General features: G+C 43.4%; 22 protein-coding genes and 2 pseudogenes. 13 read left to right on the plus strand and 11 right to left on the minus strand.

Features of this window, described 5'->3' with window-relative positions; genetic code table 11:
• The first annotated feature begins 114 nt into the window (after positions 1-114).
• Both L5M37_RS08430 and L5M37_RS08435 read left to right on the plus strand, forming a co-directional pair.
• Positions 115-1,779, plus strand: coding sequence for a methyl-accepting chemotaxis protein (locus L5M37_RS08430; RefSeq protein ID WP_263200090.1), 1,665 nt, complete (start codon positions 115-117; stop codon positions 1,777-1,779).
• A 206-nt stretch (positions 1,780-1,985) separates the two neighbouring features.
• Positions 1,986-2,165 (plus strand): DUF6435 family protein, encoded by a 180-nt coding sequence (locus tag L5M37_RS08435; protein WP_263200092.1) that lies wholly within the window; start codon positions 1,986-1,988, stop codon positions 2,163-2,165.
• Positions 2,166-2,202: 37 nt separating this feature from the next.
• On the opposite strand, the gene L5M37_RS08440 is transcribed toward L5M37_RS08435, so the two are convergent.
• A complete protein-coding gene (locus L5M37_RS08440; RefSeq protein WP_263139639.1) occupies positions 2,203-2,619 on the minus strand; it encodes a ribosome recycling factor family protein in 417 nt (138 codons plus the stop codon).
• Positions 2,620-3,063: 444 nt separating this feature from the next.
• Positions 3,064-3,951: a LysR family transcriptional regulator gene (locus tag L5M37_RS08445; protein ID WP_263200094.1), complete on the minus strand. Its 888-nt coding sequence runs from the start codon at positions 3,949-3,951 to the stop codon at positions 3,064-3,066.
• Between the two features lie 99 nt (positions 3,952-4,050).
• On the opposite strand from L5M37_RS08445, the gene L5M37_RS08450 reads away from it, so the two are divergent.
• From L5M37_RS08450 to L5M37_RS08460, 3 genes are all read left to right on the plus strand, one after another.
• Complete coding sequence (locus L5M37_RS08450; RefSeq protein WP_263200096.1) at positions 4,051-4,674, plus strand: short chain dehydrogenase; 624 nt, start codon at positions 4,051-4,053, stop codon at positions 4,672-4,674.
• Between the two features lie 137 nt (positions 4,675-4,811).
• Positions 4,812-5,057 carry a DUF3297 family protein gene (locus L5M37_RS08455; protein WP_006080205.1) on the plus strand — a complete coding sequence of 82 codons (246 nt, stop codon included), beginning with the start codon at positions 4,812-4,814 and terminating at the stop codon, positions 5,055-5,057.
• Between the two features lie 385 nt (positions 5,058-5,442).
• On the plus strand, positions 5,443-5,973 hold the full coding sequence (locus L5M37_RS08460; protein ID WP_263200097.1) for an SMI1/KNR4 family protein: 531 nt from the start codon (positions 5,443-5,445) through the stop codon (positions 5,971-5,973).
• 186 nt (positions 5,974-6,159) lie between these two features.
• On the opposite strand, the gene thrS is transcribed toward L5M37_RS08460, so the two are convergent.
• On the minus strand, positions 6,160-7,359 hold the full coding sequence (thrS, locus tag L5M37_RS08465) for a threonine--tRNA ligase (RefSeq protein WP_263200098.1): 1,200 nt from the start codon (positions 7,357-7,359) through the stop codon (positions 6,160-6,162).
• A 269-nt stretch (positions 7,360-7,628) separates the two neighbouring features.
• Here thrS and L5M37_RS08470 point away from each other — a divergent pair.
• Positions 7,629-7,694: pseudogene (locus L5M37_RS08470) on the plus strand (DUF3297 domain-containing protein); the annotation flags it as partial.
• A 60-nt stretch (positions 7,695-7,754) separates the two neighbouring features.
• Here L5M37_RS08470 and L5M37_RS08475 read toward each other — a convergent pair.
• Entirely contained in the window at positions 7,755-8,570 is an 816-nt protein-coding gene (locus tag L5M37_RS08475; protein WP_263200099.1) for a substrate-binding periplasmic protein, read from the minus strand.
• An 86-nt stretch (positions 8,571-8,656) separates the two neighbouring features.
• Between L5M37_RS08475 and L5M37_RS08480 the strand changes: the two are divergent.
• A pseudogene (locus L5M37_RS08480) lies at positions 8,657-8,737 on the plus strand (DUF3297 domain-containing protein); the annotation flags it as partial.
• A 158-nt stretch (positions 8,738-8,895) separates the two neighbouring features.
• Positions 8,896-9,459: a DUF2726 domain-containing protein gene (locus tag L5M37_RS08485; RefSeq protein ID WP_263200102.1), complete on the plus strand. Its 564-nt coding sequence runs from the start codon at positions 8,896-8,898 to the stop codon at positions 9,457-9,459.
• 492 nt (positions 9,460-9,951) lie between these two features.
• Here the strand turns inward: L5M37_RS08485 and L5M37_RS08490 are convergent, their stop codons facing one another.
• Positions 9,952-11,271, minus strand: a complete 1,320-nt coding sequence (locus L5M37_RS08490; protein ID WP_263200103.1) for an SGNH/GDSL hydrolase family protein — start codon at positions 11,269-11,271, stop codon at positions 9,952-9,954.
• Positions 11,272-11,901: 630 nt separating this feature from the next.
• On the opposite strand from L5M37_RS08490, the gene L5M37_RS08495 reads away from it, so the two are divergent.
• The 4 genes from L5M37_RS08495 to L5M37_RS08510 all read left to right on the plus strand — a co-directional run bounded on the left by L5M37_RS08495 (position 11,902) and on the right by L5M37_RS08510 (position 17,429).
• Positions 11,902-12,828 (plus strand): nuclease-related domain-containing protein, encoded by a 927-nt coding sequence (locus L5M37_RS08495; RefSeq protein WP_263200104.1) that lies wholly within the window; start codon positions 11,902-11,904, stop codon positions 12,826-12,828.
• A gap of 131 nt (positions 12,829-12,959) precedes the next feature.
• A complete protein-coding gene (locus L5M37_RS08500) occupies positions 12,960-14,108 on the plus strand; it encodes a hypothetical protein (RefSeq protein ID WP_219253312.1) in 1,149 nt (382 codons plus the stop codon).
• Positions 14,105-16,384 (plus strand): hypothetical protein, encoded by a 2,280-nt coding sequence (locus tag L5M37_RS08505; protein ID WP_263200106.1) that lies wholly within the window; start codon positions 14,105-14,107, stop codon positions 16,382-16,384. The genes L5M37_RS08500 and L5M37_RS08505 overlap by 4 nt, the downstream gene beginning before the upstream one ends.
• Before the next feature lie 295 nt (positions 16,385-16,679).
• Positions 16,680-17,429 (plus strand): HNH endonuclease, encoded by a 750-nt coding sequence (locus L5M37_RS08510; RefSeq protein ID WP_219253308.1) that lies wholly within the window; start codon positions 16,680-16,682, stop codon positions 17,427-17,429.
• Between the two features lie 398 nt (positions 17,430-17,827).
• Here L5M37_RS08510 and gcvP read toward each other — a convergent pair whose 3' ends face one another.
• The 6 genes from gcvP to L5M37_RS08540 all read right to left on the minus strand — a co-directional run bounded on the left by gcvP (position 17,828) and on the right by L5M37_RS08540 (position 25,864).
• A complete protein-coding gene (gene gcvP / locus L5M37_RS08515) occupies positions 17,828-20,716 on the minus strand; it encodes an aminomethyl-transferring glycine dehydrogenase (protein WP_263200110.1) in 2,889 nt (962 codons plus the stop codon).
• A 122-nt stretch (positions 20,717-20,838) separates the two neighbouring features.
• Positions 20,839-21,228 carry a glycine cleavage system protein GcvH gene (gcvH, locus tag L5M37_RS08520; RefSeq protein ID WP_011845766.1) on the minus strand — a complete coding sequence of 130 codons (390 nt, stop codon included), beginning with the start codon at positions 21,226-21,228 and terminating at the stop codon, positions 20,839-20,841.
• A 25-nt stretch (positions 21,229-21,253) separates the two neighbouring features.
• Positions 21,254-22,348 (minus strand): glycine cleavage system aminomethyltransferase GcvT, encoded by a 1,095-nt coding sequence (gcvT, locus tag L5M37_RS08525; protein WP_212599688.1) that lies wholly within the window; start codon positions 22,346-22,348, stop codon positions 21,254-21,256.
• Positions 22,349-22,601: 253 nt separating this feature from the next.
• Positions 22,602-23,825, minus strand: a complete 1,224-nt coding sequence (locus tag L5M37_RS08530) for an FAD-dependent monooxygenase (protein WP_263200112.1) — start codon at positions 23,823-23,825, stop codon at positions 22,602-22,604.
• A gap of 42 nt (positions 23,826-23,867) precedes the next feature.
• Positions 23,868-25,109, minus strand: a complete 1,242-nt coding sequence (gene ubiH / locus L5M37_RS08535; protein WP_263200115.1) for a 2-octaprenyl-6-methoxyphenyl hydroxylase — start codon at positions 25,107-25,109, stop codon at positions 23,868-23,870.
• A 179-nt stretch (positions 25,110-25,288) separates the two neighbouring features.
• Positions 25,289-25,864 carry a UPF0149 family protein gene (locus L5M37_RS08540; protein ID WP_105252998.1) on the minus strand — a complete coding sequence of 192 codons (576 nt, stop codon included), beginning with the start codon at positions 25,862-25,864 and terminating at the stop codon, positions 25,289-25,291.
• 235 nt (positions 25,865-26,099) lie between these two features.
• Here L5M37_RS08540 and L5M37_RS08545 point away from each other — a divergent pair, with 235 nt between their 5' ends.
• Complete coding sequence (locus L5M37_RS08545) at positions 26,100-26,402, plus strand: cell division protein ZapA (protein WP_105250206.1); 303 nt, start codon at positions 26,100-26,102, stop codon at positions 26,400-26,402.
• The last annotated feature ends 88 nt before the right edge of the window (positions 26,403-26,490 follow it).

Raw genomic sequence — 26,490 nt, forward strand, 5'->3', positions numbered from 1 at the left:
GCGCGCATTTTATCGATTTCCATTACATTTTTGTTAACTTAAACACTTAAGAATGCGGGAAATTAGCTATACTGCCCTGCAATAAAAGAGATGTTCATCATGGAGTCGTCAAGCATGTCTAATTTCAGCCTACGTAATAAATTACTGCTGTTGTCGTTATTCCCTTTAATTTTTACTTTGTTCGTACTCATGACAGTTTCTTACTATGTCGAAAAAGACGCCCTTGCAGATGAAGTGACGACCTTTAGAACTAAGCTCATAGGTGAACGTAAAACACAAATAAAAGAAGCCACCGAAATTGCCGCAGGAATAGTGCAGTATCAGTTGTCTTTAAAAGAAAATGGCAATGTAAACCAAGCGCTACGTGATATCCGTTTTGGCAGTTCTGGTTACTTCTTTATTTACGACTCCCAAGGTAAAAACCTGTTCCATGCCGTCATGCCCAACCTCGAAGGGCAAAATAAAATTGATATGACAGATCCCCGCGGCACTAAAATCATTGTCGGTTTACTCGATGCCGCTAAAAAAGGGGACGGTAACTTCTCGTTCTACTTTCAAAAACCCAATACCAATGAGCAAATTGAAAAAATCGGTTACTCCATGATGATCCCTGGCACAGACTGGATGCTAGGCACGGGAGTCTATATCGATGATATCGACACTGTCGTTGAGGATTATCGTGCGACGGTCACTGAGCAGATGATCGAAAAATCCTATGCCATTCTGTTAATTGCGCTGTTACTCGCCGCGATTACTGTCGCTGTTATTCTGATCACCGCCCAACGTATGGTCGCGCCAATTAAAAATATGGCGAATAACTTAAACGATATAGCTAAAGGCGAAGGCGATTTAACCAAACGTCTTATTGTGAAAGGTGAAGATGAAATTGCACAACTCGGCCAATCCTTTAACCTGTTTGTCGATAAACTCCAAACCATCATAGGCGATGTGGCAAACGCGACGGCTAAAGTTAAAACCGCCGCCAACGCGATTCACGATCAAACCAAAGTCATGTCGAGCCAACTCATCAGTCATAACAATGAAACTGATCAAGTGGTTACCGCTATTACTGAAATGTCAGCCACCGCCAGCGAAGTAGCGCAAAATACCACGCAAGTGGCTGAAGCGACTCACGCTGCCACTGGCGATGTAGCCAATGCTCAGCGCTGCGTCGATGCTTCTTTAGAAGAAATTTCGGCACTCATGGCGCAAATCAACAATGCGGCGGGCAGTATTCAATCCTTGAGCGAACAGTCTAAAAAAATCAACAACGTGCTGTCAGTGATTGGCGGTATTGCTGAGCAAACTAACCTATTGGCATTAAATGCAGCCATCGAAGCGGCCCGCGCCGGAGAACAGGGCCGAGGCTTTGCCGTGGTGGTCGATGAAGTGCGTAACTTAGCGAGCCGAACGCAATCAAGCACTTTAGAAATCAATGAGATGCTATCTGAACTGCACAAGCTTGTCGCATTGGCAGTAAAAACGATGGAAGAAAGTCAGCAAAGCTGCGTGCGCTCGGTAGATTCATCTCGCGCAATCTCAGAAAGCCTAGGCTCAGTGACATCGGCGGTCACGGCAATTAACGACATGAGCACCCAAATTGCGACGGCGGCCACGGAACAAAGCTCTGTGACCGAAGAAATCAACCGTAATGTGTTCGCCATCCAAGAGATAGTGAATGAGTTACTCCATTCCAGCGAAGATGCTGCCAGAGTCAGCCAGACCGTGTCGCAGGAAGGAATTAACTTAGGTAAGCTCGTCGGTCAGTTTAAGATTTAAAATATTTTCAATGGGTTGTAAGCTAAATAAGACATAGCAACCCATTAGTTTGCTGCAAATGTAAGATAAGGTCTCAGCCTTACTGAGGCCGATGGCTGTGGAATTGAGAATTGTGAGATTGTGGGATTTTTTAATTTCAAAAAGTAAAACTTAAATCCCATTGCCTACGTATATAAGTCCAAATACCCAATCCAATAGAAATGGCCATGTTCTCAATATTTAAGAAAAATCCCTTAAAAAAATTAACTCAGCAATATAACGCCAAGCTTGAACAAGCTATGCATGCCCAGAGAAAAGGCGATATTAGATCCTACTCACTGCTGACCGCTGAAGCCGAGCAAATTGAAAATCAAATAAAAGTGTTAGAAAAAGCAGCCCAGCAATAGAGGCGCATAGCGAGAGCGAGAACGCGAAACAAGCAAACTACCAAGAGTCGGCTTGAAAACGTGCCAATCTGGCCTCTGTGACTGTGCATTGGGTCAATTGCATCAACTCACCTAAGGTAATCGCAGGGTTGTCTGTGATAAGCCGAATCAGCTTAGCGTCTAATGGTTCAAGTTTGTCCGCATGTTGCAGCAAGGCTGACTCCAACTTTTTGATAAGATAACCAAACTGGCCATCTTTAGCTGTTAACTGCTGCGCCAGCAATGGCTCACTTTGTAAATGCGCACAGCAGGATTGGATCTTGAGCGCCGCGCCAACAATGCACCAATTCCTTGAACGCCGCACACGCTTAAGCTCGCAATCATATTGGATTGCAATCGCTTGAGCTTGTTTAACCGCCTCCCGCCCAATTCGATGAATAAGCGAGGGCAGCGAGATACTAATGTCGTCGTTCATAACGCTTGGTTCATCGCCGCTCTTTTATGCCTGCATGGTAAAAGCCTGCTCGACTTTACATTCAAATACAAAAATTCAATGCGCGGCAGTGTACTCTGCCTCACTTTATTCTAAAAGCTCCGCCCTCTGCCGGATAAGATTTGATGCGATGACGCTTTGATACCAATCGTATTAAATATCTGTTCATTCAGCGGGAGTTCAACGCGCTTTAGACAAGGCGAAGGCTTGAAGGCATAGTGGTGCTCTGTCGAAAGCCTTAAACGCAGTATAAAGCGTGTTGCCATGAATTTAACATCGGCCGCCCTTCGGGAGCCTCACAGGCATCCCACTCCCGTGTTGCATTGACTTAAAAGGGAATGACCATTTCTGCGTCAATGCGCCTTGGATTGAAATGCCTGTGAGGCTCTGAACTGATTAGATATTTAATGTGATTGGTATGACTCATTAACCCACATATTTTGAGTGAGTTTCGCACCAAGTTTGTAGCTTATGTTGTAAATCGCGCAGCTTCTTTGGGTAATGGCTCTGCTTGGCATAAACCATATACAACTCATGTGGATAGCATAGCCATTGGGGAACGAGCAAAGTGAGTTTGTGTTGAGCGATATCCTCCTCTACCAAATAATAAGGCAGGCTAGCGATACCTGTACCACTCAAAGTAAGCAGATGTGTAGTGGCATAGTTTGAACTACACAGTGCAGGCTCAAAAGTGAGTGTGAGACTGTCCCCTGCGAGCGGTTCAAACACCCACTGTGTTTCGCCCGAAGACAATAGACGATAATGGCGTAAATCATCAGGGTGACGAACTTCTGCGGCTGCGGGATGTGCAGGTGAAACCACTAAGACATGACGAATTCTGCCAAGATATCTGGCGACCAGATTATCGCTGTGCGCAATGCTTGTTCTTAAGGCGAGATCAAACTTGCCGAACTCAACATCTTGAATATTCTGCTCAAAACACAGTTCGAGTTTCACTTGAGGATACGCAGCAATAAACTGAAGCAGCATAGGACTCAGCAATTTTTTGCCCAGTTCCGTTGGAGCGGTGAATTTTAAAGTGCCACAGGAGTCCTGCATTAAATCCTGCACTAAACGTCCAGCTTCATTGGCTAGCCTCTCGATTTCGCAGGCTTTACCATATAACGCTTGCCCTGCTTCGGTCATTGATACTCGCCGAGTGGTTCGGTGGAGTAATTGACAACCCATTTCATCTTCAAGGGATTTAACATGGCGCGACACTAAGCCTTTAGATGCGCCGAGTTGTTCAGACGCAGCGCTAAAACTGTGCATTTTGGCAACCAGCATAAATGACTGCAGATGAGTGAGATTCATCAATTAAATCCATTAACGAAACAATGTGGTGATTATATGCGCTTTTTCTATTTAATTAACCAGACTATCCTCAATTCGTATTCAATTTAGGAGCATGTCATGAAAATAGTCGTAGTGGGTGCATCAGGCACAATCGGACAAGCCATAGTCCGCTTATTTCATTCAACTCAGCATGAAGTGATTCAGGTAGGGCGAACAACGGGGGATGTCCTGATAGACATTCGGGATGAACATTCACTCCATCAAGGGCTAGAAAAAATCGGTAAAGTCGATGCAATGATTTCGGCCATGGGTGACGTCGTGTTTAAACCCTTCAACGCTATGACCCAAGCAGACTGGTATACAGGGCTCCAAAGTAAGTTATTGGGGCAGATACAGTTAGTGCAAATAGGTAGCCAATACCTCAACACTGGGGGCAGTTTTACGCTAACCAGTGGCATTATTGCCGATGTCCCAGTAAAAGACGGCATCAGTGCCGCCACAATCAATGGCGCACTTGAGCATTTTGTTACCGCCGTCGCGGGTGAATTACCTGCGCAGCAGCGGATAAACATTGTCAGCCCAACAGTATTAAGCGAGTCGTTAGCGAGCTATCAGGACTATTTTCCCGGTTTTAGTGCAATCAATGCCGACACATTAGCCAAGGTTTACTTGCGCTCAGTCCTGGGCAGAGAAAACGGCCGAGTGCTGAAAGCCTTTTCCAGCTGCGGCACAGTGTCCTAACAGCAGTGTCCTAACAGGACAACCTAACCTTGTAACGCAAGGCGCGTAATCAGTCACAGTTAAAGTCTTGAGCGTTGCGCTGGGATTGCCTACAATAGCGCACGCTTTTTCACTATAGACAACGACAGATCACGACCATGACCGACACAACATCATTACCCGCTTTACCGGATCGCCTTTCCGTTAACCCACGCAGCCCACACCATGTGGCAGAAATTTTCGAGCACGATATCGGTATTAAGCTCAACGGCAAAGAGCGTTTTGATGTCGAAGAATATTGCATCAGTGAAGGTTGGGTAAAAGTGCCAAGCAAATCCTTAGACCGTCGCGGCCAACCTCTTTTGCTCACAGTAAAAGGCACAGTTGAAGCATTTTATCGTTAAGCTTTAGCGCAAAGAGCTGGATCATAACAACGGCCAATCTAATTGGCCGTTTTTGTATGCCCAGCAGCAAGTGATACTAACTCAATACTACTTGCTGAAACTGCACCAGTGTACTGGCCTACTATTCGGAACAGCTATTTAGTCGATTTTTGGCGAAATGGATTAAATCAAATAGCATTATGCATGCCTACTTATTTGAATATCATCAAGTTTATTTGGGGATTCGCTAGAGAAAGCGTTAGAGAGAGGAGAAATAGTTGATGTCTCGGTAACTCCAATATATAAAGGTCCTTCCAGAATACCGGCAGGTATAACAGTGAATGCTCAAGGTAGTGGTGGTTTCTTTGAAAACATTACTCTTCTTAATCCTCGTGGAATGTAGATCATGACCCTATCTGTATTAAATAGCATTTTAGTTCCCCCTAACATCCCTAATGAATCAGGGATTGGTAACGTTTGGCCTTCTATAGATGAAGGTCTTAGTTTTCCCAGTGATTACATTGCGTTTATTAATCGTTATGGCACAGGAAGAATTGCCGATTTTATTGCGATATTCAATCCATTTACTACAAATTATGACCTTGATTTTTTTGAGCAGAAGAAATCAATCATTGAGGATTTCAATTACCTTAATAATGAAGAACCAGAGTATTTTAAATATAACCTCTATCCAGAAATTAATGGCCTTTTACCAATAGGCGTAACGGATAATGGTGATTGCATATTTTGGGTTGTTTCCGATCTAAAAGACAGTGAGACATGGGGCACTGCAATAATCGCATCTAGATCGCCAGATGTAGAATATTTTGATGAAAATATAACCTCTCTATTGACTGGTTTATTGTTAAGAAAAATAAGATCAGGATCATTACCTAATAGTTTCCCTCCTAAAAATGTTACCTTTGAAAAAATTTAAACAAAAAATAAATGGTCATCCGCAATAAATCATGGACCGCCGCGGCCAACCTCTTTTGCTCACAATAAAAGGCACAGTTGAAGCCTTTTATCGTTAAGCTTGCAAAGAGCGAGATCATAAAATAAGTAAAAGGCTAGCGATGGGAACCCTAGCTAGCCTTAGATAACAAACACAGTCTTCCTTACGTTATTGTTTGCGCACTAGTTTATCCGCAAGATAGTCAGCTAATTCAGAAAGAGGGATGTGTGTCATCACACCGTCTTTGCGGCACTTAACTGACACACACTTCTCGGCCTCTTCTTTATCCCCAACCGTTAAGATATAAGGCACTTTTTGCTTGTGAAAGCGTTTCATTTTGCGGGCAACTGAGTGTTGACTGATATCAACCAACACTCGCATGTCTCGTGCTAAACATAGTGCGGCTAACTGACGGACAAATTGGCTGTTTGACTCATTTACAGAGGCAATAGCAACAGGTACAGGATGTAACCAATCCGGCAGGTTACCCTGTGAGACTTCCAAGAGAATCCCCAACCAACGCTCGATAGAGCCATACATAGCTTGGTGCATAATCACTGGCCGTTCGAATTCACCTTGCTCATTTGTGTACTGAACATCGAATCTTTCAGGCAAATTGAAATCAAACTGGATAGTGCCACACTGCCAGCGTCTTCCCATAGAATCTGTCAGTGACAATTCAATTTTGGGACCATAAAAAGCCCCTTCGCCAGCTTGATACTCGGCATCAAAGCCCTCAATCTGGCAGGCTGAATCCAATAGCTTTTGTGCTCGGCACCATTGCTCATCGCTGCCTAATGCCTTCTCAGGTTTAGTCGATATTTTTACGTCTAAATTATGGTAGCCGTAATCACCATAAACCTGCTTTGCACGCTGGAGAAAACCACATATCTCCTCCTCTGCCTGAGACCAACAGCAAAAAACATGGGCATCATCCTGAGTGAACTGGCGTGCGCGCAGGCAACCATTTAACGAGCCTGAGGATTCATTACGGTGCACCAAGCCAAACTCAAATAGTCGCAGTGGCAAATCTCTATGGCTATGTACCCCGCGCTTAAACAGCAAAATATGGGCAGGACAAGACATAGGTTTTAAAACATATTCATCCATGTTTTCCTTTCCGCCACCGAAAAACATGTTCTCTGCAAACATGTCCATATGCCCAGACGTTTGCCATAACTCCTTCTTCATAAAAACAGGCGTGTTCACTTCCTCAAAACCATTTCGGCGATACACGCGCCTCATGTGCTCTTGAATGTCTCGGAATAACGCCCAGCCATTCGGGTGCCAAAAAATCATACCCGGCGCCTGTGGTTCAGAGTGAAATAGGTCAAGTTGTTCTGCAATTTCGCGATGTGTTTTCATCATTCTCTCCTAAGTAAAATCTGAGCGAAATACAAAACCAAGGTATAAAAAAACCCTCTGGCGATGTCGCTCAGAGGGTTTTTTTAAAGACGCAAAAAACTACCCCCCGAGAATTCTCGTGGTGGTAGTGGTGGTGTTAATTGCGCTTACGTATATTTTTTTCATGCGCCAGTAATAACAAATCATCCCTATCGCAGCAAGCATTTTGTTTATAAAAAAAATAAATGGCAGACAAAATAAAGACAAAATAAATGGCCATCTATAATGAATTATTAGACCGCCACGGCCAACCTCTTTTGCTCACAGTAAAAGGCACAGTTGAAGCCTTTTATCGTTAAGCTTTAGCGCAAAGAGCGAGATCATAACAACGGCCAATCTGATTGGCCGTTTTTGTTTGCCTATTCTACTTCTGCGGCTAAACCATAGGCCTGGTAAATCTGTTTTACACGGCCCGATGCAGCCATATCAAGCAGCGCCCGATTAAGTTCATCGAAAATAGCAGCATGGGTAGAGTTACGGGACATACCAAAATAATGTTCGTTCCGATTCGACTGACGGTAATCGGCATAGCTAAAACGATCGTAACCGAGCTGCTTGAAGGCATTCTCAATGGCGGCACGATCGAGCACTACCATAGTGTCAAAACGCCCCATGATAAACATGCGAGCCATGTTTTCATCATCGGTAGACTCAATTTTACGTAGCGCGGGATCCGTATTAAAACGCTCAAAATAAACTGTGCCCCGTTTAACCCCTACAGTAACCTGATACAAATCCTCATAGGACTTAATCCGTCCTTCCTCGCCGGCTTTTACGAGAAACAAAATATCGCGAGTCTGAGTGCCGATAGGACCAAGAAACCGTACAAATGCCTCTCGCTCTTCGTCTCGTATCGTGCGCGGCACAATGTCGACCGTGCCTACCCGCAACTCATGAATGCTGCGTGCAAAAGGACGCGCGCTCCATTCGACGCGATAACCGACCTTAGCCGCCGCTTCCTCAAGAATATCCTTTAACGGACTCGTCATAGTATTAGTTCGCTCATCAAGCACCATCTCAGGAGGACGATGCCGAAAATCGGCACGCAACACGTTAGAAAAAGTAGCCGATTGCACCTCAGCGGCGACAATGATGCCCGCGAAAAAACCACAACCAAGTACACACAAAATTGCGTAAACAGAAGGCAACGAAACAAGGATACTTTTAAAATACATAGAGATACCCGCAAATTTATATGCTGCATTTAGCATAACTCAAAAAATCGAAAACTAAAGTGCATAAAACATTAAAATAAATGGCCATCCATAATGAATCCTTAGACCGTCGCGGCCAACCTCTTTTACTCGCAGTAAAAGGCACAGTTGAAGCGTTTTATCGTTAAGATGTATGCGTACTGATAATATCGGTACGACTGTTGATGTAGTGGCTAACAAGATGTAATCACTACACTCAAAGACTCATTATTTTTGGCATAAAAGTACTAGCAGCTAACGGATATGTACTTAGCAAGTTATAATGACAATACTAAACAAGGATGTAATGATGAATTCGAATCAATTAATACTTATCGGGCTGGGTTTGGCGATTATCATTTTCGTGCCGCTACTCTTACGCATTTTCACTAATCTGCTTATCCCATCTTCAGATAATAACTATCGCTACCGTAAACAAGACGCCCTATTTTCCAGTGCTGAACGCTCCTTTCTCGGGATATTAGATCAAGCTGTAGGCGAACAATTCCGAGTTCTGGGCAAAGTGCGTATCGCCGACGTTATCACCCCAGAAAAAGGCATGAACCGCAAACACTGGCAAATTGCCTTTAATAGAATTTCAGCCAAGCACTTCGATTACTTACTCTGCGACAAAAACACACTTAAAGTTATCGCCGCCATCGAACTCGACGATAAAAGCCATAAGCAAACACGTACTCAGCAACGCGACCTCCTCATCGAGCAAGCCTGCGAAAGCGCCAAACTGCCATTAATCCGCTTCGATGCCAAACGCAGCTATCAGCTAGAGCTTATTCGCAGCACTATACATGCAGCCTTACCAGCAAAAACTCACGCATCTGAAGAGTCGCCACTCATACTGACCGCGGACTAAACATAAACTAAATCCATGAACACTACACATCCTGAGTTTGAGGATGTTAAGCTTGACTCGATTTTTTACCCTTATGCTGCTTTTTGAATTCATGTACATCATGTAAGCTGGCAGCGCTTACTCGTCTAACAGCGCTTGAGATTTAAAGCGGCCTTCCCCAAACGCATCTTTAATACTTGTCTTAACGATTGGCCTTGTGAGCAATTTCTTCAATAAAACAAAGCATAAGCTAGCTAATACTACTTAGCAGCTCATTCTACTCGGCGAGCAACACGTCAAGTAACATGATTTCACCACAGTTCAAAGTATCAGCATTATTCGGGCAATTTAACAGCGGTGCTAAAAAATGCAAAAAGATGTGGCTTTACTGGCTTAAATTACAACGGACTCAATTTACTCATGGAAGTAAAGCAGCTTTGACTGGCTTACCTCCATATTATTGATTATTTAAAGATATATTTAACCAAAATATCTTACTCGCCGACTATTCTGTTAATGACGATTAAAAAAACCTGTTTCAATAATCTTATCCGCAAAAACTTTATGCACGGCAGTCGTTGGATGAGTGATCCCCCAAAACAGATACTTATCAGAGCCATAGTAGGCACAATCTTTTGTTAAGCTGTGTGACAACAAATAATCCTTACTACTATCTCTATTGATATCTAAGCAAGCATCTGTGACATTAACAAAACCATACTCTTTAGGATTTTGAATAATTTCATCAAAGATAGAATGAGCATCAAACAACACAAGATCTATACCTTTTGCTTGATACAACAGAGCCTGCTGTTTAATAAAGCCATTGAACTCTTCAATTTTTGATTTTATTTTTACAATGTATTCTTGAGTAGAATACTTGAACTGTGGTGCGCGCGTAGCATCAGGCAACGTGAATAAAATAATATGCTTAGCTCCGCCTTCATCAACTAAACGTTTTAACCCATCACTTAAGTTCTGACTCACATCTTTAACCTCACGACTATAATTCATAAAATCATTAAGGCCAATTTCAAGTGTAAATAACGTATTTGCAGGCTGGTAATTTTCAGCCTTTTTTAAATAATGAAAATAGGATTGTATTTGATGACCTAAACCGGGCAGAATCTTATATTCATCAATACCTGCTGCCCCGCCAACCGACCAATTATACAGAGGAATATTCTGCGATTTAGCCAAATATTCCGGCCATACAAATCCATTAGAAAAATGACCTAAAAACCAAGAGTTAGGATTTGGAAATCGCCACTCAGAACCATTAAATAAATTTCCCGTATCAGACAAACTATCACCAAATGCGATAATTTTGTTAATTTTATTCCCTTGTTCCGCCTTATCTTGCGTCCAGATAGTCTGATTAAATGACAATTTTTCATTAGCAGCAAAGAAGGTGATATCTGCGACTTCGTTACTTGAAACCCCTAATGTATCGACACACCGTTGCATGATTTCATCTTGTGACGTCTCTGTATAAAACATATTTTTACCCGAAAGCTTATGTCTCCAAGCGCCTTGAATAGAATAATATTCATCACTGTCCTTTTGCTTTGCCCATCTATGTTCAGTTGCAGGATTATTATGCGTTTGATCTAATCTATACCAACAACGAATATAAGTATGACTGTGACCAGCTTCCAAATGGTTATCTGGACCATCTGTCTCATCTATCTCATCTATCTCATCGATATCCGCAGATCTAAGCGTTTCCAATATGCTAGCTTGGCTCTCCATATCATCCCTAAACGTTTCATTAGCAGCCCAAGCAGCTGAAAAAGGTAGGGTTAATGAAAAAAATAATAAAGCCTTATTCATACATTTCCTTAACAAAAATAAAATCAACACATATAAATTGGCCATAAAATTAAAATTGAGAAACCTAGTAATTCAACAGACTAATAAGTTTTGTCACAGCCAATATCAGAATAAATATTAAGTATGGGAGAATAATGATAAAAAACTCAAAAAAATATTATAATTAGGATGTTGACACCTAAAACTGGTCCGATGAGGTAATATAAAATATCCTTACTACGGGCAGTTATTTCCATGAAGTGCTTAATCTTGTTTAACACTTGTGTAGATCGGCAAGTTTAGTAAGGAAAAATATCAGAATCTAAAAACGCGACGCGACAAATGATGCCTATCAGATCTTTTCCCCAGAGTAACTTGTATACAAGTTGTTATTTAAAATACGTTTTTGTGATAAACATCATTGATTAAACCGTATAGAGCGGGTTAAAGTGTGACCACTTAAGGAAAATGCAGGGCAAACTCGAACTCAATCATCGAGCACGCCATTTAGGGAAGAAGAAGCAAATCAGCAATGTGCGCCCAAACTCTAAGCAGACAAGTCTGCCACCACTTTCCAAAATAATAAGTACATTTTATTAGCGGGTTATGTCATCGGGTTAACTATTGACTCGCATTACTTCAGGGACGTAAATGACCGATTTCAGCAGCATTTTTTTATCCTACGGGATACTTCTGTCTGGCCTTCTTGTCACAGTGGGTGTGATGTATGTGTTGCTCAAACATCGCGATGCAACCGTCAAGCTGCCCGTTGATCGTGAGCAACTGAACCGTATCCCCGCCTATGGCTTACAAGAGCAAATCCATGATCTGCAATTAGATTTAATCGGCTGCATGATGATGGGACTATTGATTGTTTGCCTTCCATTTGCCGCCAGCAGCATCCAAGCGCATATCACAGTCGGAAAATTCCCTTGGTTGTTCGCCTTAACAGGTTTAATAGGAGTAATTTACTTCGGCATTAAAACTTGGAAACTCTTTTCCAAGCTCATCAAATTACGCCTCGGTCATACAGCAGAAATCGCCACAGCCAATGAGCTCATAGGCTTACAAGCATTAGGTTATCAAGTGTTTCACGATGTCCAAGCCGACGGCTTTAACATCGACCATCTTGTCGTAGGCAAAAATGGCGTATTCGCCATTGAAACCAAAGGCCGCCATAAGCGCAACAAAGACCTACTCCAAACCAATGGAAATGGCTCAAGCTCTGGCAAAAAAGGCTATCAAGTATTTTACAAAGACGGGCGCTTAAACTTCCCCTCGTGGACAGAAACCAAACCAATCGAACAAGCGCTGCGCCAAGCACTCTTGTTAAGAGAACGGGTCAGCCAATGGTTAACCAAGGCTACAGGGACGCCAGTATCCTCAACCCCAGTACTCGTATTCCCCGGCTGGTATGTCACGAGTCAATCAAAACCACCGTTCCCGATCCTCAACCACAAACAATTAGTCGGCACTATCCCAACCCTGCGAACCCAAGCACTTACCCAGCAACAAGTAGACACCATCATCTACCAAGTCGCCCAAAGATGCCTGAGTAAAAGCGAAGTCGGGAAATAAGTAAATTCGAGGAGATTAAAGACAATGATCCAAAAAATACAACAACTTAACGAGAGAAATTACGCCTTAATACTAAATAAAGCCCAATAATTGCGACTACGATTAACCTAATATATAAATGGAGGTTATTTATGAAAGTTCCATCTATTATAAATAACGATGAACTTGAGATTTTATATGAAAAACTAGGAGATGATGTAATGAATCTCCCCCAGAGCTTTAAGAAGTTACGTTTAGGATTACTACCTAGAATTTGTCAATTATTTATTACCTCAATGAAGTTTAACCCTAATAAAAAGATAAAATTTTTTCAGTTTGAATCATCTAAAGAAACCGCTGTAAAAGAATTACTTGATTCTCCACATAGCCTAACAGCGTTATTAATGTCTGATAATGTTTATGAGAAAGATGATATTGAAGATGGACAAAAAATTGCCGTAGAACTTAAATCTAAAATAAATCTAGATATACAATCTCGCCTGAACAAGTCAATTTATAGAACAGGCCAATGTGTACAATTATTTGCTGTTGACCATTCAATAAAAAAATATGCCTATCCTAGTTGTTTCTATACTTCTGAGGGAAATAACGCTTTAAGACAAAGTCAGTTTTACACAAATTTATTGAATAGAATTATTGAGTTAACACCAACAACACAAACAACCGTTTGTGAAGAACACATCAAAGACTTGGGCCAAATCTTATACGAACTTATCGAAAATACTGAACAACATGCAAAGCATGAAATAAATACAGGAAGAACCAACAAGTCTGTCAGAGGACTCGTTATTGAATACAAATTGATCAGTAAAGAGCAAGAATCTGCAAGTATTGGAGGTACTAATTCAGCGATAACTCAATATCTTGAAGGTATTCGAAGTTTTAATAGAACAGTGCACATATTGGAGATTTCAATTTTTGACAGCGGCGAAGGTATTTTCAAATCCCTTTCATCTGAAAATAAATTTGATATAAGTATTGAAGATGAAGTTAAAGTTGTAGAAAACTCATTTTCCAAAGGAACAACTTCAAAAGCTGATTCTCAAGGATATGGTAGAGGGTTGTTTAATGTACGCAGTATTTTAAATAAACAAAAGGGGTTTATATCATTAAGAACAGGAAGAATTGGCGTGTACCATGATTTTAATTTACATCCGGTTATAGAGTCTGAAAAAGAATCTTTATCTCTATACGATGAAGTTAGCAAGTTAAATAAAAACTATCACAAACAGGCTTCTGTAGAAGGTTTAGCTTGTAGCATTTTGGTGCCTTTACGATGAAAAATTTCTACTTTTACCAAACGGACATTAACGTAAACAGACCTAATGTTATGGTTTGTTTTTACTCAGGTGATATTTTCTCCACAGAGGAATTTTTTAACGAGGTAGTCACAAAGTTTAAATCTTCTATTTTTATTAGAGATATAATATTTATCACACAAGAGTTTAACAAAGAAGAAATAACAAAAAAACTCCTGAACAAAAAATCACAAGAAACAATAAAAGATAGAATAAATAGTTTTCAAACACTTGAATTCCACACTTGCTTTGTCAAACGTGACGGTAGTCTTGATTTAAATACTTTTGACAGTTCTTCATGTAATATAAAAAAATCTGAAATGATAAAGATTATTGATTTCGGGCTATATGACATAATAAAAAACAGAAATCTAATTATTGAAGCTCACTCCAATATTCACTTCATAAAACCATCAGGAAAACACACAAGCAAATTTATTGATGTAAAAAACATTCTTGAGTCTTCAGCTGAAATTGCATTTATTGCAACGAGCATTTTAAAGCTGTTACCTAGTGAAATAAATAAAATTTATGTAGATACATCAGGAATTTACCCATTAGCTTACGAAATATGCAACATAATAAAGGCTTTTGAAAAAAGTTCAAGAATAATCCCAATTGACTCCTTCGGGAGTTATGGAGGAATAGAAGATTATAATTTTAGCTCTGATGAAAAAACACTTATATTAATATCTGCATCTACAAGTAATAATTTATATGAAAAATTAAAGAGAAATAGCTATCTAGAGCAGGCATCAATTGTTTCCATAATAATGGCACAAATAAATATCAATAAACAAAATGTTCTAATTGAGTTCGAAAAATTTAAAGAAAAATTATGTAAATCATACTTCCAACACTTTCAATCATACAATGAAATTGAATGCCCAATGTGTTTAAGGGAGTATTCAATTCCAATTGCATTAGATAAAAGCAAATTTATTTTTGAGGCACCTAGAACCGAAGCTTACTTGCCTTTATCTGTAGATTCAGATGAAAACCTAAGAGATTTAATTCACAAATATAAAGATCTTGATGCTTTCCGCTGCTTGTTTGATGGTGTCGATGGAACAAAAACACCAACACCTGAATACTTCATAGATGTAAGTAAAATCATTAAAAATAAAGAATTTGAAAATCTGTTGGTAAGCAAAATTCACCGCTCTTTCCCTTTAAATACTGACTGCATTATTCATTGCAAAGATCAAGGTGCCAAAGAGTTAGCAACGCTTATTAAGAATAAAATTTCAGAATTAAATCTACATGTCGACTTATATGATGGAATGGCCCCTGAAGATAAAACACCTAATAAAGGAATAATTGTTGTTGCAGGCTCTATAGAATCGGGAAAGTCTCTTCTAAACATTAGCAGAGCATTAAGAAAATTTAACAATTTGCCAATTACTTATATAGTAGGGTTTGCTAAGTACAATAGTGATAATGAGTTTGGTAAATTACAAAAAGATTTAACATTTTCAGAAGGTCCATGTGGTCCACATCAATTTCATTTCATAGAAAAAATTCTTTTACCGATTAATGAACACAAGGAAAACAGTTGGGAAAAAGAGATTGAAGTTCTAAAGTTATTAACGGAGAAATATAAAAACAACTCAGATTTAAAGCCAATAATAGAACAGCGCCTCATTCAGATAAAAGGGGCTTCATCAATTAATACAGGAGGATTAGGAGAGCATATTTTCCTAAAATCACCTGCAGGCAAAGACTTAGTATTGGGTAAAACCTTTGCATTCTGGAACAAAGGCGATAATGATCATGAGTTTAAGCACCAATCTACTGTATATTTTACTATATCTTCTGTCTTACAACGTTTAAGAACAAAAGCTAAAAATAATGGAACAATTCCTCTAGGCTCCGGATACATTATTAGACAGTTAGATCCACTGTTATTTGATAGATTCAATGAAGGTATTATCCAAGCTAGCGTATTAAGATCAGCAAAACCTAGAGAGCTTGATTATAGCGCAGATGACGCTAAAAGTAGGATTATTGGTTCTTTAATAGAACGAATGCTCAAATTACCTGAAACGGAAGAGTCAACTGGTTTACCGGAAATATTATTAGCTTTGTGCACTAGAAAACTGCAAATAAAGAAAGATCATCTACTTGGTTTTGACACTCATTCTCTAGATAAGGTTAAACATCCTATGTCCTGGATGCTGGTTGAGTATGTTAAACAACTACTACTAAATGGCAATACTGACCAAGGAGTTCTAAAAACTGAATCAGTTACCTTTTAACCAAATGTTTATTAAAAAGCGAACCATTATTTCGCTTTTTAAGGAATAAATGGCCATCCATAATAAATCAACAACATAACCTGCTTGTGGCTTGCCTACGTCGGCAATGGCTAAAATTGCTTAAACGAGAGCCATCAAACGTGGCAAGGAGTGCATCTGAGATAATAAATTGAGCTAATTCGTTCAATTTTTTTGTATTTCGGACGCTCAAGGTAAAATGATTAGTACTATTTTCATTAAGTTTTAACGGACAAAATGCCAACTTGAGAATGGGACATTAAGTGAGGAATTAAAATTGAATAAAGAAACAAAAACAAGCTTCGTCAATAGAACCTTAGGACTGTCTTTAGGGTCAACTCAAGGAGGGTACTCATATTGTAGTGACGCAAAGATGCAAGTTCTATTTAGTTTAGGCGCCCAGAATGGTGACACCATTCTAAGCCCTAACTGGTCAGCGAATAGTTATGCTCGAGCAATTAAACATATAAAAAAAATATCTGATGAAGGGTATGAGCTTTTAGTCTTTAGGGTATGGACTAAGAAGAACAGCAAAGGTGAAACGAGAACTGTTGGATTTGACCCTGTTACCGAGAAAAGAAAGCTAATAGATGTCGATGGTAAAACATTTAGAGCTGTTCCTTTAGATTATGAAGAATCAGAACCTAGCAATAACACTCGCGCCCAACGCAAAAATCAGACAATAGATAGGATCATACGTGACACCAAGATTTCAAAAAAAATCAAAAATTTGTATCAGAATTCATGTCAAGTATGTGGGGTTAAGCTAGTCACCCCTGACGGGGATTATTCTGAAGGGGCTCACATCATTCCCTTAGGTGCACCACATCACGGGCCTGACAAGGAATCGAATATCTTGTGCTTATGCCCAAATCATCACGTTCTATTAGATAAACTTTCTATTACGTTCGCTGCCGACGGACAAGTTAGCGGAAATGAAGGTCATAAAATGACATTGTTGCATGACATTTCTGAAACTAGCATTCGTTGGCATAACACCATGTATTTAAATGCAAAAAAAGTGTAATGGCAAACATGCCTCTTCACTCAATGGTTACACCAGAACTGGCATTGTTGCACCAGTGACCTTCTAAAACAGGATGTTTTAGTAGAGCCTACAGGGATGTATCTACGGCGAGTCACTGGTGTAACAGTGCGAAAGCCTGCGGCAGGCAATTGGGGAATACAGTTGCCAGAAGCCACAAAATTGGCCCATTCGCACCACTAAGCTCATCAGAGAGAATACGCATAAAACAAAAAAGCGACCCTAAGGTCGCTTTTTTATGTCCATAATTGCGTTGCTGGCGAAGCTAATGCAAGGCGGATTGAAAGCTTTCGCGCGGAGTTGACTCCTGTCAAACTCTCTATTTCGAGCTATGCGAAAGCCTCATTCAACGCCGCAGTAGCTAGCCTAAGCAGCAATTATTACTCGTAGTCTGATAATGGTGCACACGAACACATTAGGTTGCGGTCGCCGTAAACGTCATCGATACGATTCACGGTTGGCCAGAACTTGTTAGTGCGTACTGATGCACTTGGGAACACGGCCACTTCACGGCTGTATGGGCGTGAATCAAATGCTGGGTCCATAATATCGGCCATAGTGTGCGGCGCGTTGTGCAGCGGGTTGTTGTCCGCTGGCCATTCACCCGATTCTACTTTGGCGATTTCGGCACGGATTGACACCATAGCGTCGATGAAACGATCGAGTTCCACCTTAGACTCTGATTCCGTCGGCTCAATCATCAGGGTTCCCGCAACAGGGAAGCTCATGGTTGGCGCGTGGAAACCGTAGTCATTCAAACGCTTAGCGATATCCATTTCGGTCACGCCTGAGGCTTCTTTCAGTGGGCGTAGGTCGATAATACATTCGTGCGCGACGCGATCGTTACGGCCACGGAACAATACTGGGTAGTGTTCAGACAGCTTCTTCATCACGTAGTTAGCGTTTAACAGCGCAGTTTGGGTCGACTTTTTCAGACCTTTTGAACCAAGCAGCTTAATGTACATCCAGCTGATCGGCAGAATGCCAGCGCTACCGTAAGGTGCAGCTGAGACGGCGCCGTTGTTGTCGCTCACGCGGCCCGGTTTCACCACAACGTGACCCGCAACAAATGGGGCTAAGTGTGATTTCACGCCGATAGGGCCCATACCTGGACCACCGCCGCCGTGTGGAATCGCGAAGGTTTTATGCAAGTTAAGGTGTGATACGTCGGCACCAATAAAGCCAGGAGACGTTAAGCCGACCTGAGCGTTCATGTTAGCGCCGTCTAAGTACACTTGACCGCCGTGCTGATGCACTATGTTGCAGATTTCGCGGATAGATTCTTCATACACACCGTGGGTCGATGGGTAAGTGATCATGATGCAAGACAGGTTTTCAGCCACTTCGGCAGCTTTCGTCTTCAGATCTTCTAAATCGACGTTACCTTGCTTGTCACAGGCCGTCACCACCACTTGCATACCGGCTAATTGCGCCGATGCAGGGTTAGTACCGTGGGCTGATTGCGGGATCAAACAGATGTTTCTGTGCGCATCGCCACGTGACTCATGGTATTTCTTGATGGCTAACAGGCCAGCGTATTCACCTTGAGCGCCTGAGTTTGGCTGGATGCACACAGCGTCGTAGCCTGTGATGTTCACTAACCAAGTCGACAGCTCTTCAATCAACTGAGTAAAGCCTTTGGCTTGGTCCAGTGGGCTGAATGGGTGCATGTTGGCAAATTCAGGCCAGCTCACAGGGAGCATTTCAACCGCTGCGTTTAACTTCATGGTGCATGAGCCCAGTGAAATCATCGAGTAGTTAAGCGCTAAGTCTTTGCTTTCGAGACGTTTGATATAACGCATCATCTCGGTTTCGCTTTGATAGCGATTAAACGTTGGGTGGCTTAAAATCGCATCTTGGCGCACGAGTGCCGCCGGAATTGATTGGCTACCTTGGCTGACGATTTGCGCATCTAACGCAGCAACATCTAAACCATGGCCGGCACCTAAGATCACATCGAACAAGGCTTCGATATCTGTGCGCAACGTGGTTTCGTCTAAGCTCACGCCCACAATACCATCGGCATCGAAACGTAGATTCATTTCAGCAGCCAGTGCGCGTGCATTGACGGCAGCAACATCTAAGCCTTTGATGCTAACAGTATCAAACCAAGTGCTGTTGACTAAGTTCACGCCCTTCGCTTTTAAGCCTGCCGCTAAAATGTCGGCGAAACGGTTAATGCGTGACGCGATAGTTTTCAGGCCATCTGGGCCGTGGAATACGGCGTAGAAAGACGCCATGTTCGCTAACAAAATTTGTGCAGTACAAATGTTTGAGTTGGCTTTTTCGCGGCGGATATGTTGTTCGCGAGTTTGCATCGCCATACGCAGGGCGCGGTTACCACGGGCGTCTTTTGACACACCAATGATACGGCCAGGCATAGAACGTTTGTGTTCGTCACGGGCAACGAAGAAAGCCGCGTGTGGACCACCAAAGCCCATTGGCACGCCAAAACGCTGTGCACTACCAAATACCACATCGGCGCCCATAGAGCCCGGTGATTTCAGTAATACCAAAGACATAATGTCGGCTGCAACAGTCACAACCACATTCTTCGCACGCAGAGTTGCGAATAATTCAGTGAAGTCAGTGATTTGACCGAAACGGTTAGTATATTGGAACAAAGCACCAAACAGCTCATGGTTAACGGCCTCAGATGCAGGGCCAACCACCACTTCAAAACCAAAACACTCAGCGCGGGTTTTCACTACGTCTAAGGTTTGCGGGAACACATCATCGGCAACGAAGAAGATATTGGCTTTTTTCGCTTTAGAAACGCGCTTTGCCAGCGCCATCGCTTCGGCAGCAGCAGTTGCTTCATCTAACAAAGAAGCAGAAGCCAAATCTAAACCCGTTAAATCCATCGACACTTGTTGGAAATTTAGAATGGCTTCTAAACGGCCTTGGGCGATTTCTGGCTGATATGGCGTATAAGCCGTGTACCAACCTGGGTTTTCAAATACGTTACGCAGGATCACGTTTGGCACTTGAGTGCCGTAGTAACCCATACCGATATAGCTCTTAAATACTTGGTTTTGTTTCGCTAAACCACGAATGTAAGCAATGCCTTCGGCTTCGCCGCAGGAATCACCAATGCTCAGATCTTGGCTTAAACGGATCGACTCAGGCACAATTTGCGCGGTCAGATCGTCCAGAGACTCAGCACCAACATAGTTCAGCATGGCTTGCTGTTGGCTGCTATCTGGGCCGATATGACGACGTAGGAATAAATCGTGCTGTTCTAACTGAGTGAGGGTTTGCTTGGTCATGATAAACCTTGTTCCAGATTTGCCGAAATTCAGAACTGTAGGGTACTGATTAACGGACTGTTGTTATGTCAATCTTGCGCTAAAACAAACGAAGCCCCTTAGGGCTTCGTTAGCGTCGACGATTATTCTTCGTCGATGACAGCTTGGTAGCCTTCAGCATCCAGCAGAGCGTCGACTTCTGATTCGTCAGAAGGCATTACGCGGAAGAACCAGCCTTCGCCGTAAGCACTGCTGTTAACGAGTTCTGGCGAATCTTCCAGCGCTTCGTTCACGGCAATCACTTCGCCAGAAATGGGGGCATAAATGTCAGACGCCGCTTTTACTGATTCAGCTACAGCACAGTCTTCACCCGCAGTCACAGTGTCGCCAACTTCTGGGAGCTCAACGAAAACCATGTCACCTAACAGCTCTTGGGCGTGCTCAGTGATACCTACTGTGTAGCTACCGTCTTCTTCCTTGCGGATCCATTCGTGTGAAGAGGCGTATTTCAGTTCTGTCGGAATATTGCTCATTGTTCTTGTTCCTTGTTCCGTTTTTTTAAAATGCTTGTTTACCGTTGCGCACAAAGTTTGGCGCCACTACTCTAACAGCCACACGTTTTTTACGCATTTCGACTTCCGCAGTATCCCCAATCGAGCTAGGAACACGTGCCATCGCAATAGAATAGCCCAATGTTGGCGAGAAAGTCCCGCTGGTGATCACGCCTTGTTGCTCTACACCAGCTGAGTCGGTGAAAAATACTGGCATATCATGGCGTAACACGCCCTTTTCTTCCATCACTAGACCAACAAGTTTGCTGGTTCCGGCATCGCGAAGTGTTTCGAGGGCTTTACGGCCGATGAAGTCACGGTCGTTTGGTTCCCATGCAATAGTCCAGCCCATGTTGGCGGCCAATGGGTTGATGGTTTCGTCCATGTCTAAGCCGTAAAGATTCATACCAGCTTCGAGACGCAGCGTGTCACGGGCACCAAGACCACAAGGTTTAACCCCTTGATCTAACAATGCTTGCCACAAGGCTTGGGCTTCATCTTCTGGGACGATAATTTCGTAGCCCGCTTCGCCTGTGTAACCCGTAGTCGCAATAAACAGTGAGCCAGCTTGCTTACCGAAGAAAGGTTTCATGCCTTCGATGGCGGCGTTTTGCTCGGCACTGAACACGGCAGCGGCCTTCGCTTTTGCGTTAGGACCTTGAACGGCAATCATCGCCAGCTCAGGACGCTCAGTCACAGTGACATCAAAACCTTGGGATTGCTTGGCGATCCATGCGAGATCTTTTTCGCGGGTCGCTGAGTTCACTACCACGCGGTAGTTAGTGTCAGTGAGGTAATAAGTGATGAGGTCGTCGATGATACCGGCATTGTCATCTAACATGCCGCTGTATAAGGCTTTACCTGGCACTTTAAGTCTAGCCACATCGTTCGCCAGCAACTTACGTAGAAATGCACCAGCGTCGCTACCTATCACATCAACCACAGTCATGTGGGATACGTCGAACATACCCGCGTCTTGACGCACAGCGTTGTGTTCTTCGATTTGTGAACCATAGTTGAGGGGCATATCCCAACCGTGGAAGTCGACCATCTTAGCGTTTGATTCTAAGTGCTTGTTAAACAGAATAGTTTTGTTAGCCATTGTTATCCCTTTTTGCGGCCTTTTTCAGGTCTCTGCCTAGTGTAGGGTGTAGATACTAGGGTCTAAAATGCGGCGAAATTATACCTTGCGTCACAAATTTGTATACAGGAGATTTTTCTAATCCGAAGCCATTGTCATTAGATTTTCTCATCTTCAACATGTAATTTTTTTACATGCGAAGGCCAGATTTGCGCAGCTTGCAGTCAAATTGCTGATATTGTCAGCAATTCTGATCACATTAGCGCAACCTAGGCTAACGGCACAACTTAGGCAGTGCCGACTTATTACCCATGGCCTGTTGTATGAACACTGTTTTCAGCCCAGCGACATTATCAACGAGATTTAATCCCAGATCGCGAATCACCTTTTTGACTGGGTTTGAACCTTCGAATAGGCGTTTAAAGCCCTCCATCGCCGCGATCATCTCCATTGCATCGGCTTTGCGCCAACGTTCAAGTGCACGCAACTGCGCATAATCGCCGATATCTTTACCCGCTTGCTGTAATTCGCTGATCACTTCGATAATGCTGGCCGCATCTAAAAAGCCGAGATTCACCCCTTGGCCAGCCAGCGGATGAATAGTATGGGCAGCATCGCCTGCTAATACTAAACGGTGACGGGCAAAATGGCGGGCGTAACGCATCCGTAATGGAAAAGCGTGGCGCTCGCTTTCCAGCTTGCAAATCCCTAAACGACCGTCGAAAGCCGCGGTTAAGTTGCGCTCGAATTGCACTTTGTCCATCGCCAGTAATTCAGTGGCGCGCTCGGGCGGCACCGACCAGACGATGGAGCAGAGATTGTCTTCATACAAAGGTAAAAATGCTAACGGGCCGTCCTGCAAAAACACTTGACGGGCGGTGGCAAGGTGCGGCATTTCAGTGCGAATAGTCGCGACGATCGCGTGGTGGCCGTAATCCCAAAAGGTCAGCGGAATTTTGCACTGCTCGCGCACCCAAGAGTTAGCGCCATCGGCGGCAATCACTAGGGCGGCACTGACGCTTTCTATGTCAGAATCGCCGCCATTGGCAAGGGTTAACCAAGCTTCGCGCTCACCAAAGGCGATGCGTTCTAAGCGTTGGTTTTGGATATGGGTGATATTGTCAAACTCACTGGCACGCTTGGCGAGGGCAAAACTAATGGCATCGTTCTCGATAATCGCCCCTAGGCTGGTTTCACCTATACTGTTGGCATCAAAGGCAATTTTGCCGAAACCGTCTTTATCCCACACCGCAATTTTTTGATAGGGCGTAGCGCGAGCAGTGTCTAGATAAGCCCAAGCACCTAAGTGCTCCAACAAACGCTGGCTCGCCTTATTGATGGCGCTCACCCGCAGGCGCGGCTCACCGCTCACGACCTCAGTGTGGCCCGCATCGATAACGACGACATTCAGATCGGCCTGCGCCAATCCAATCGCGGTGGCGAGTCCCACCATGCCGCCACCCACAATGGCGATGTCATAGGCTTGTGAATTTAACATGGGTACATCCTTTTCGCGTTGCGATACCAGTAAATTACTGAGTTATTTCCAGCCCATTGCCTTTTGAGCGACGGGGGTTTTCAGTGGCGGAAACCAAGACAAAAGCCGTAATCCTAAGTTACGCCCCAGCGCCATCGGCCAATATTGGTTTGAAAAGCCACGGACTAAAAATTCGATATTTCGGATAGTGCTGTTTCTGTCGTGCTCGCGGGCATTAAGGTACGCATGGGTCACAGCGGCGGAGCCGATATCTTCGCCCTGTGCTAGCGCCTTTTGGATCACCTCGAGCAAACTCACCACATCCCTCAACCCTAAGTTAAATCCTTGCCCCGCAATCGGATGCAGTGTCTGCGCCGCATTGCCGATAAACACACATCTGTGATGAATTGGCCTTGGCATATAGGACAAATTAAGCGGATACGCATGGCGCGCGCTGACATCGATAAACGTGCCCGCACGATAACCAAAGGCCTGTTGCAGCGCCGCTAAAAACTCGGCCTTAGGTGCGTCTTGCATCTGTTTAGCCCGCGCATCATCGAGCGCCCAAACGAGAGATAATCGAGGTTGACCTTGGATATCGGCCATAGGCAACAACGCTAAGGGACCTGTTTGGGTAAAGCGCTCATAGGCCCAATGTTTGTGAGGCCTATTGGTTGGCAAATCGGCAGTTTGAATATTGGCAATAATGGCCGTTTGCTCAAAGGCCACTTGGGTCACAGGCAAATTAAAACTGCTGCGCACTTTGGATTGCAAACCATCTGCGGCAACCACAAGTTTGGCTTGAATTCGCTCGCCCGTATCGAGCACTAAGGTGTGACCTTCAACGGCGGGTTCTACTTGGGCAAGCTTGGCGGGGCAATAGAGTTTGACACTACTCTTATTCAACTCGTTAAACAGCACTTGGCCAACCCGTTCAAGCTCAACCACTTGGCCTAGGGCATCTAAATGAAACTGCGCCGCATTGAGTTCTGTCATGCCAAAGTGGCCGCGATCCGACACATGGATATTTTCAATCGCCGTGCCCAAATGGGCGAGCTTTTGCCATAAACCTAAACGGGATAATTCGAAAATCGAACCATGGGCGATAGCAATAGAGCGGGCATCGAACCCGGGGTGTTGCTTATCGGGAAGGTGCGCTTCGATTAAGGCGATAGAAGGTGGCCTAGCTGCGGATAAAGAAAGACGCGCGAGAGCTAACGCTAGGGTCGCCCCCGCCATCGCACCGCCTACAATTGCGATGTCGACGTGTTGAACTGAAGTATCCATGTGATTTGTGGCCGTCATGGGGATCTCATTCAAGCTTTGGCATAACACTAAGGCATGTAAACATAAAAGATGTAAACATCAATGCTATGCACTCAAAAACACCAGTGCTATGGACTCAAAGGCAGGTTTGCCCACCTTTGACATCTAATGAAGCCACTACTGTGTTAACTTATTGAACATTAAACAACTGCGGTAAATTAATGCACAACCGCAGTATCGTCAGCCTCGCCATGGGGAAGCTCAGGACCAAACTCCGAGTAACACATGATGGCTGCAATACGTACAAACTCGAGTAATTCAGTGTAAGCGGCTTCGGATTCTTCATCGTCGGCAACATCAAATTCCACTTGGGCAATTTCCGCCAAGTCTTTGATCACTTCACGTACTTCTGCCGAGGCTTGATTCAGTTTCGGCTGAATAATCGCCATGCCAGTCAAAAAACTCTGGGTCCACAGGGACAAGGCTTCAACACGTTGGCTGAGCGGCTCTTCTTCTTCTGGCAACAGCGGCATGAAACCAAATTCAAAATCCACTAAACGCGTCACTGAATCGTTAAACAAATCACACACTAATTGGTGCAACTGCGCTGGCAAAGGTTGACCATCGTTCATCAGGTCGAATAAAGGCTTGATCCAAGTGTCGCCAGTTTGCTCTACACCACCGCAGATTAAACCGACTAAAGCACCGTGAACTTCTACCGGATGCTGGCCGATTTCAGCCGCATCTAAGGCGAGTTTTAAGCTGTCGATACGTAACGAAGGAGGGGTTGCCATATCAGATCCCAATAAGATTTTTCCAGCAGCAATGCTAGCAGAGATAAAGACTTGAACCAATACTGAATCCCAATAATGGCGAAATCGGCCACGCCCTGATAAAAAACTATCCAACTGCTCACACAAACAGCAAACAAAACCGTCAAAGACCAATCCATTTGCGGCTTACCTTGCACTTTTAAGATCAGCCCTATATAGTCCGCCCTAAGAGGCTAACGAAAGGATCACCCGCGACATGAGTAACAGTGCTGTTGAAATTACCCTACTTGGGCGCACCTACTCTATCGCTTGCCCGAAAGGTCAAGAGGATGCCTTACGTACGGTAGCGTTAGGAGTTGAACAACAACTCAGTGCGTTAAAAACCCGAACCAATAGCCTAAGCCGTGAAGAAATTGCGATTATGGCGGCGCTGAATATTGGACACGAATTGTTCCAAGAAAAGCAAAAAAATAAGCACTACATGCAACAGATGGACGACAGGATCAGCTTGCTGCAGTCGACCCTCGAAAGTGCCTTAGTTGAGCGTTCAACTAAATAGATTTAAACTGTGCACCTTAGTGATTTAACACTCATTGAGTTAAACCAACTGACGCACAGTGAATGGCTAAACTGGCTTATTTAAATAA

Source organism: Shewanella sp. SM69 (assembly GCF_025653985.1).
In the GTDB taxonomy this organism is placed as follows: Bacteria; Pseudomonadota; Gammaproteobacteria; order Enterobacterales; family Shewanellaceae; genus Shewanella; species Shewanella oncorhynchi.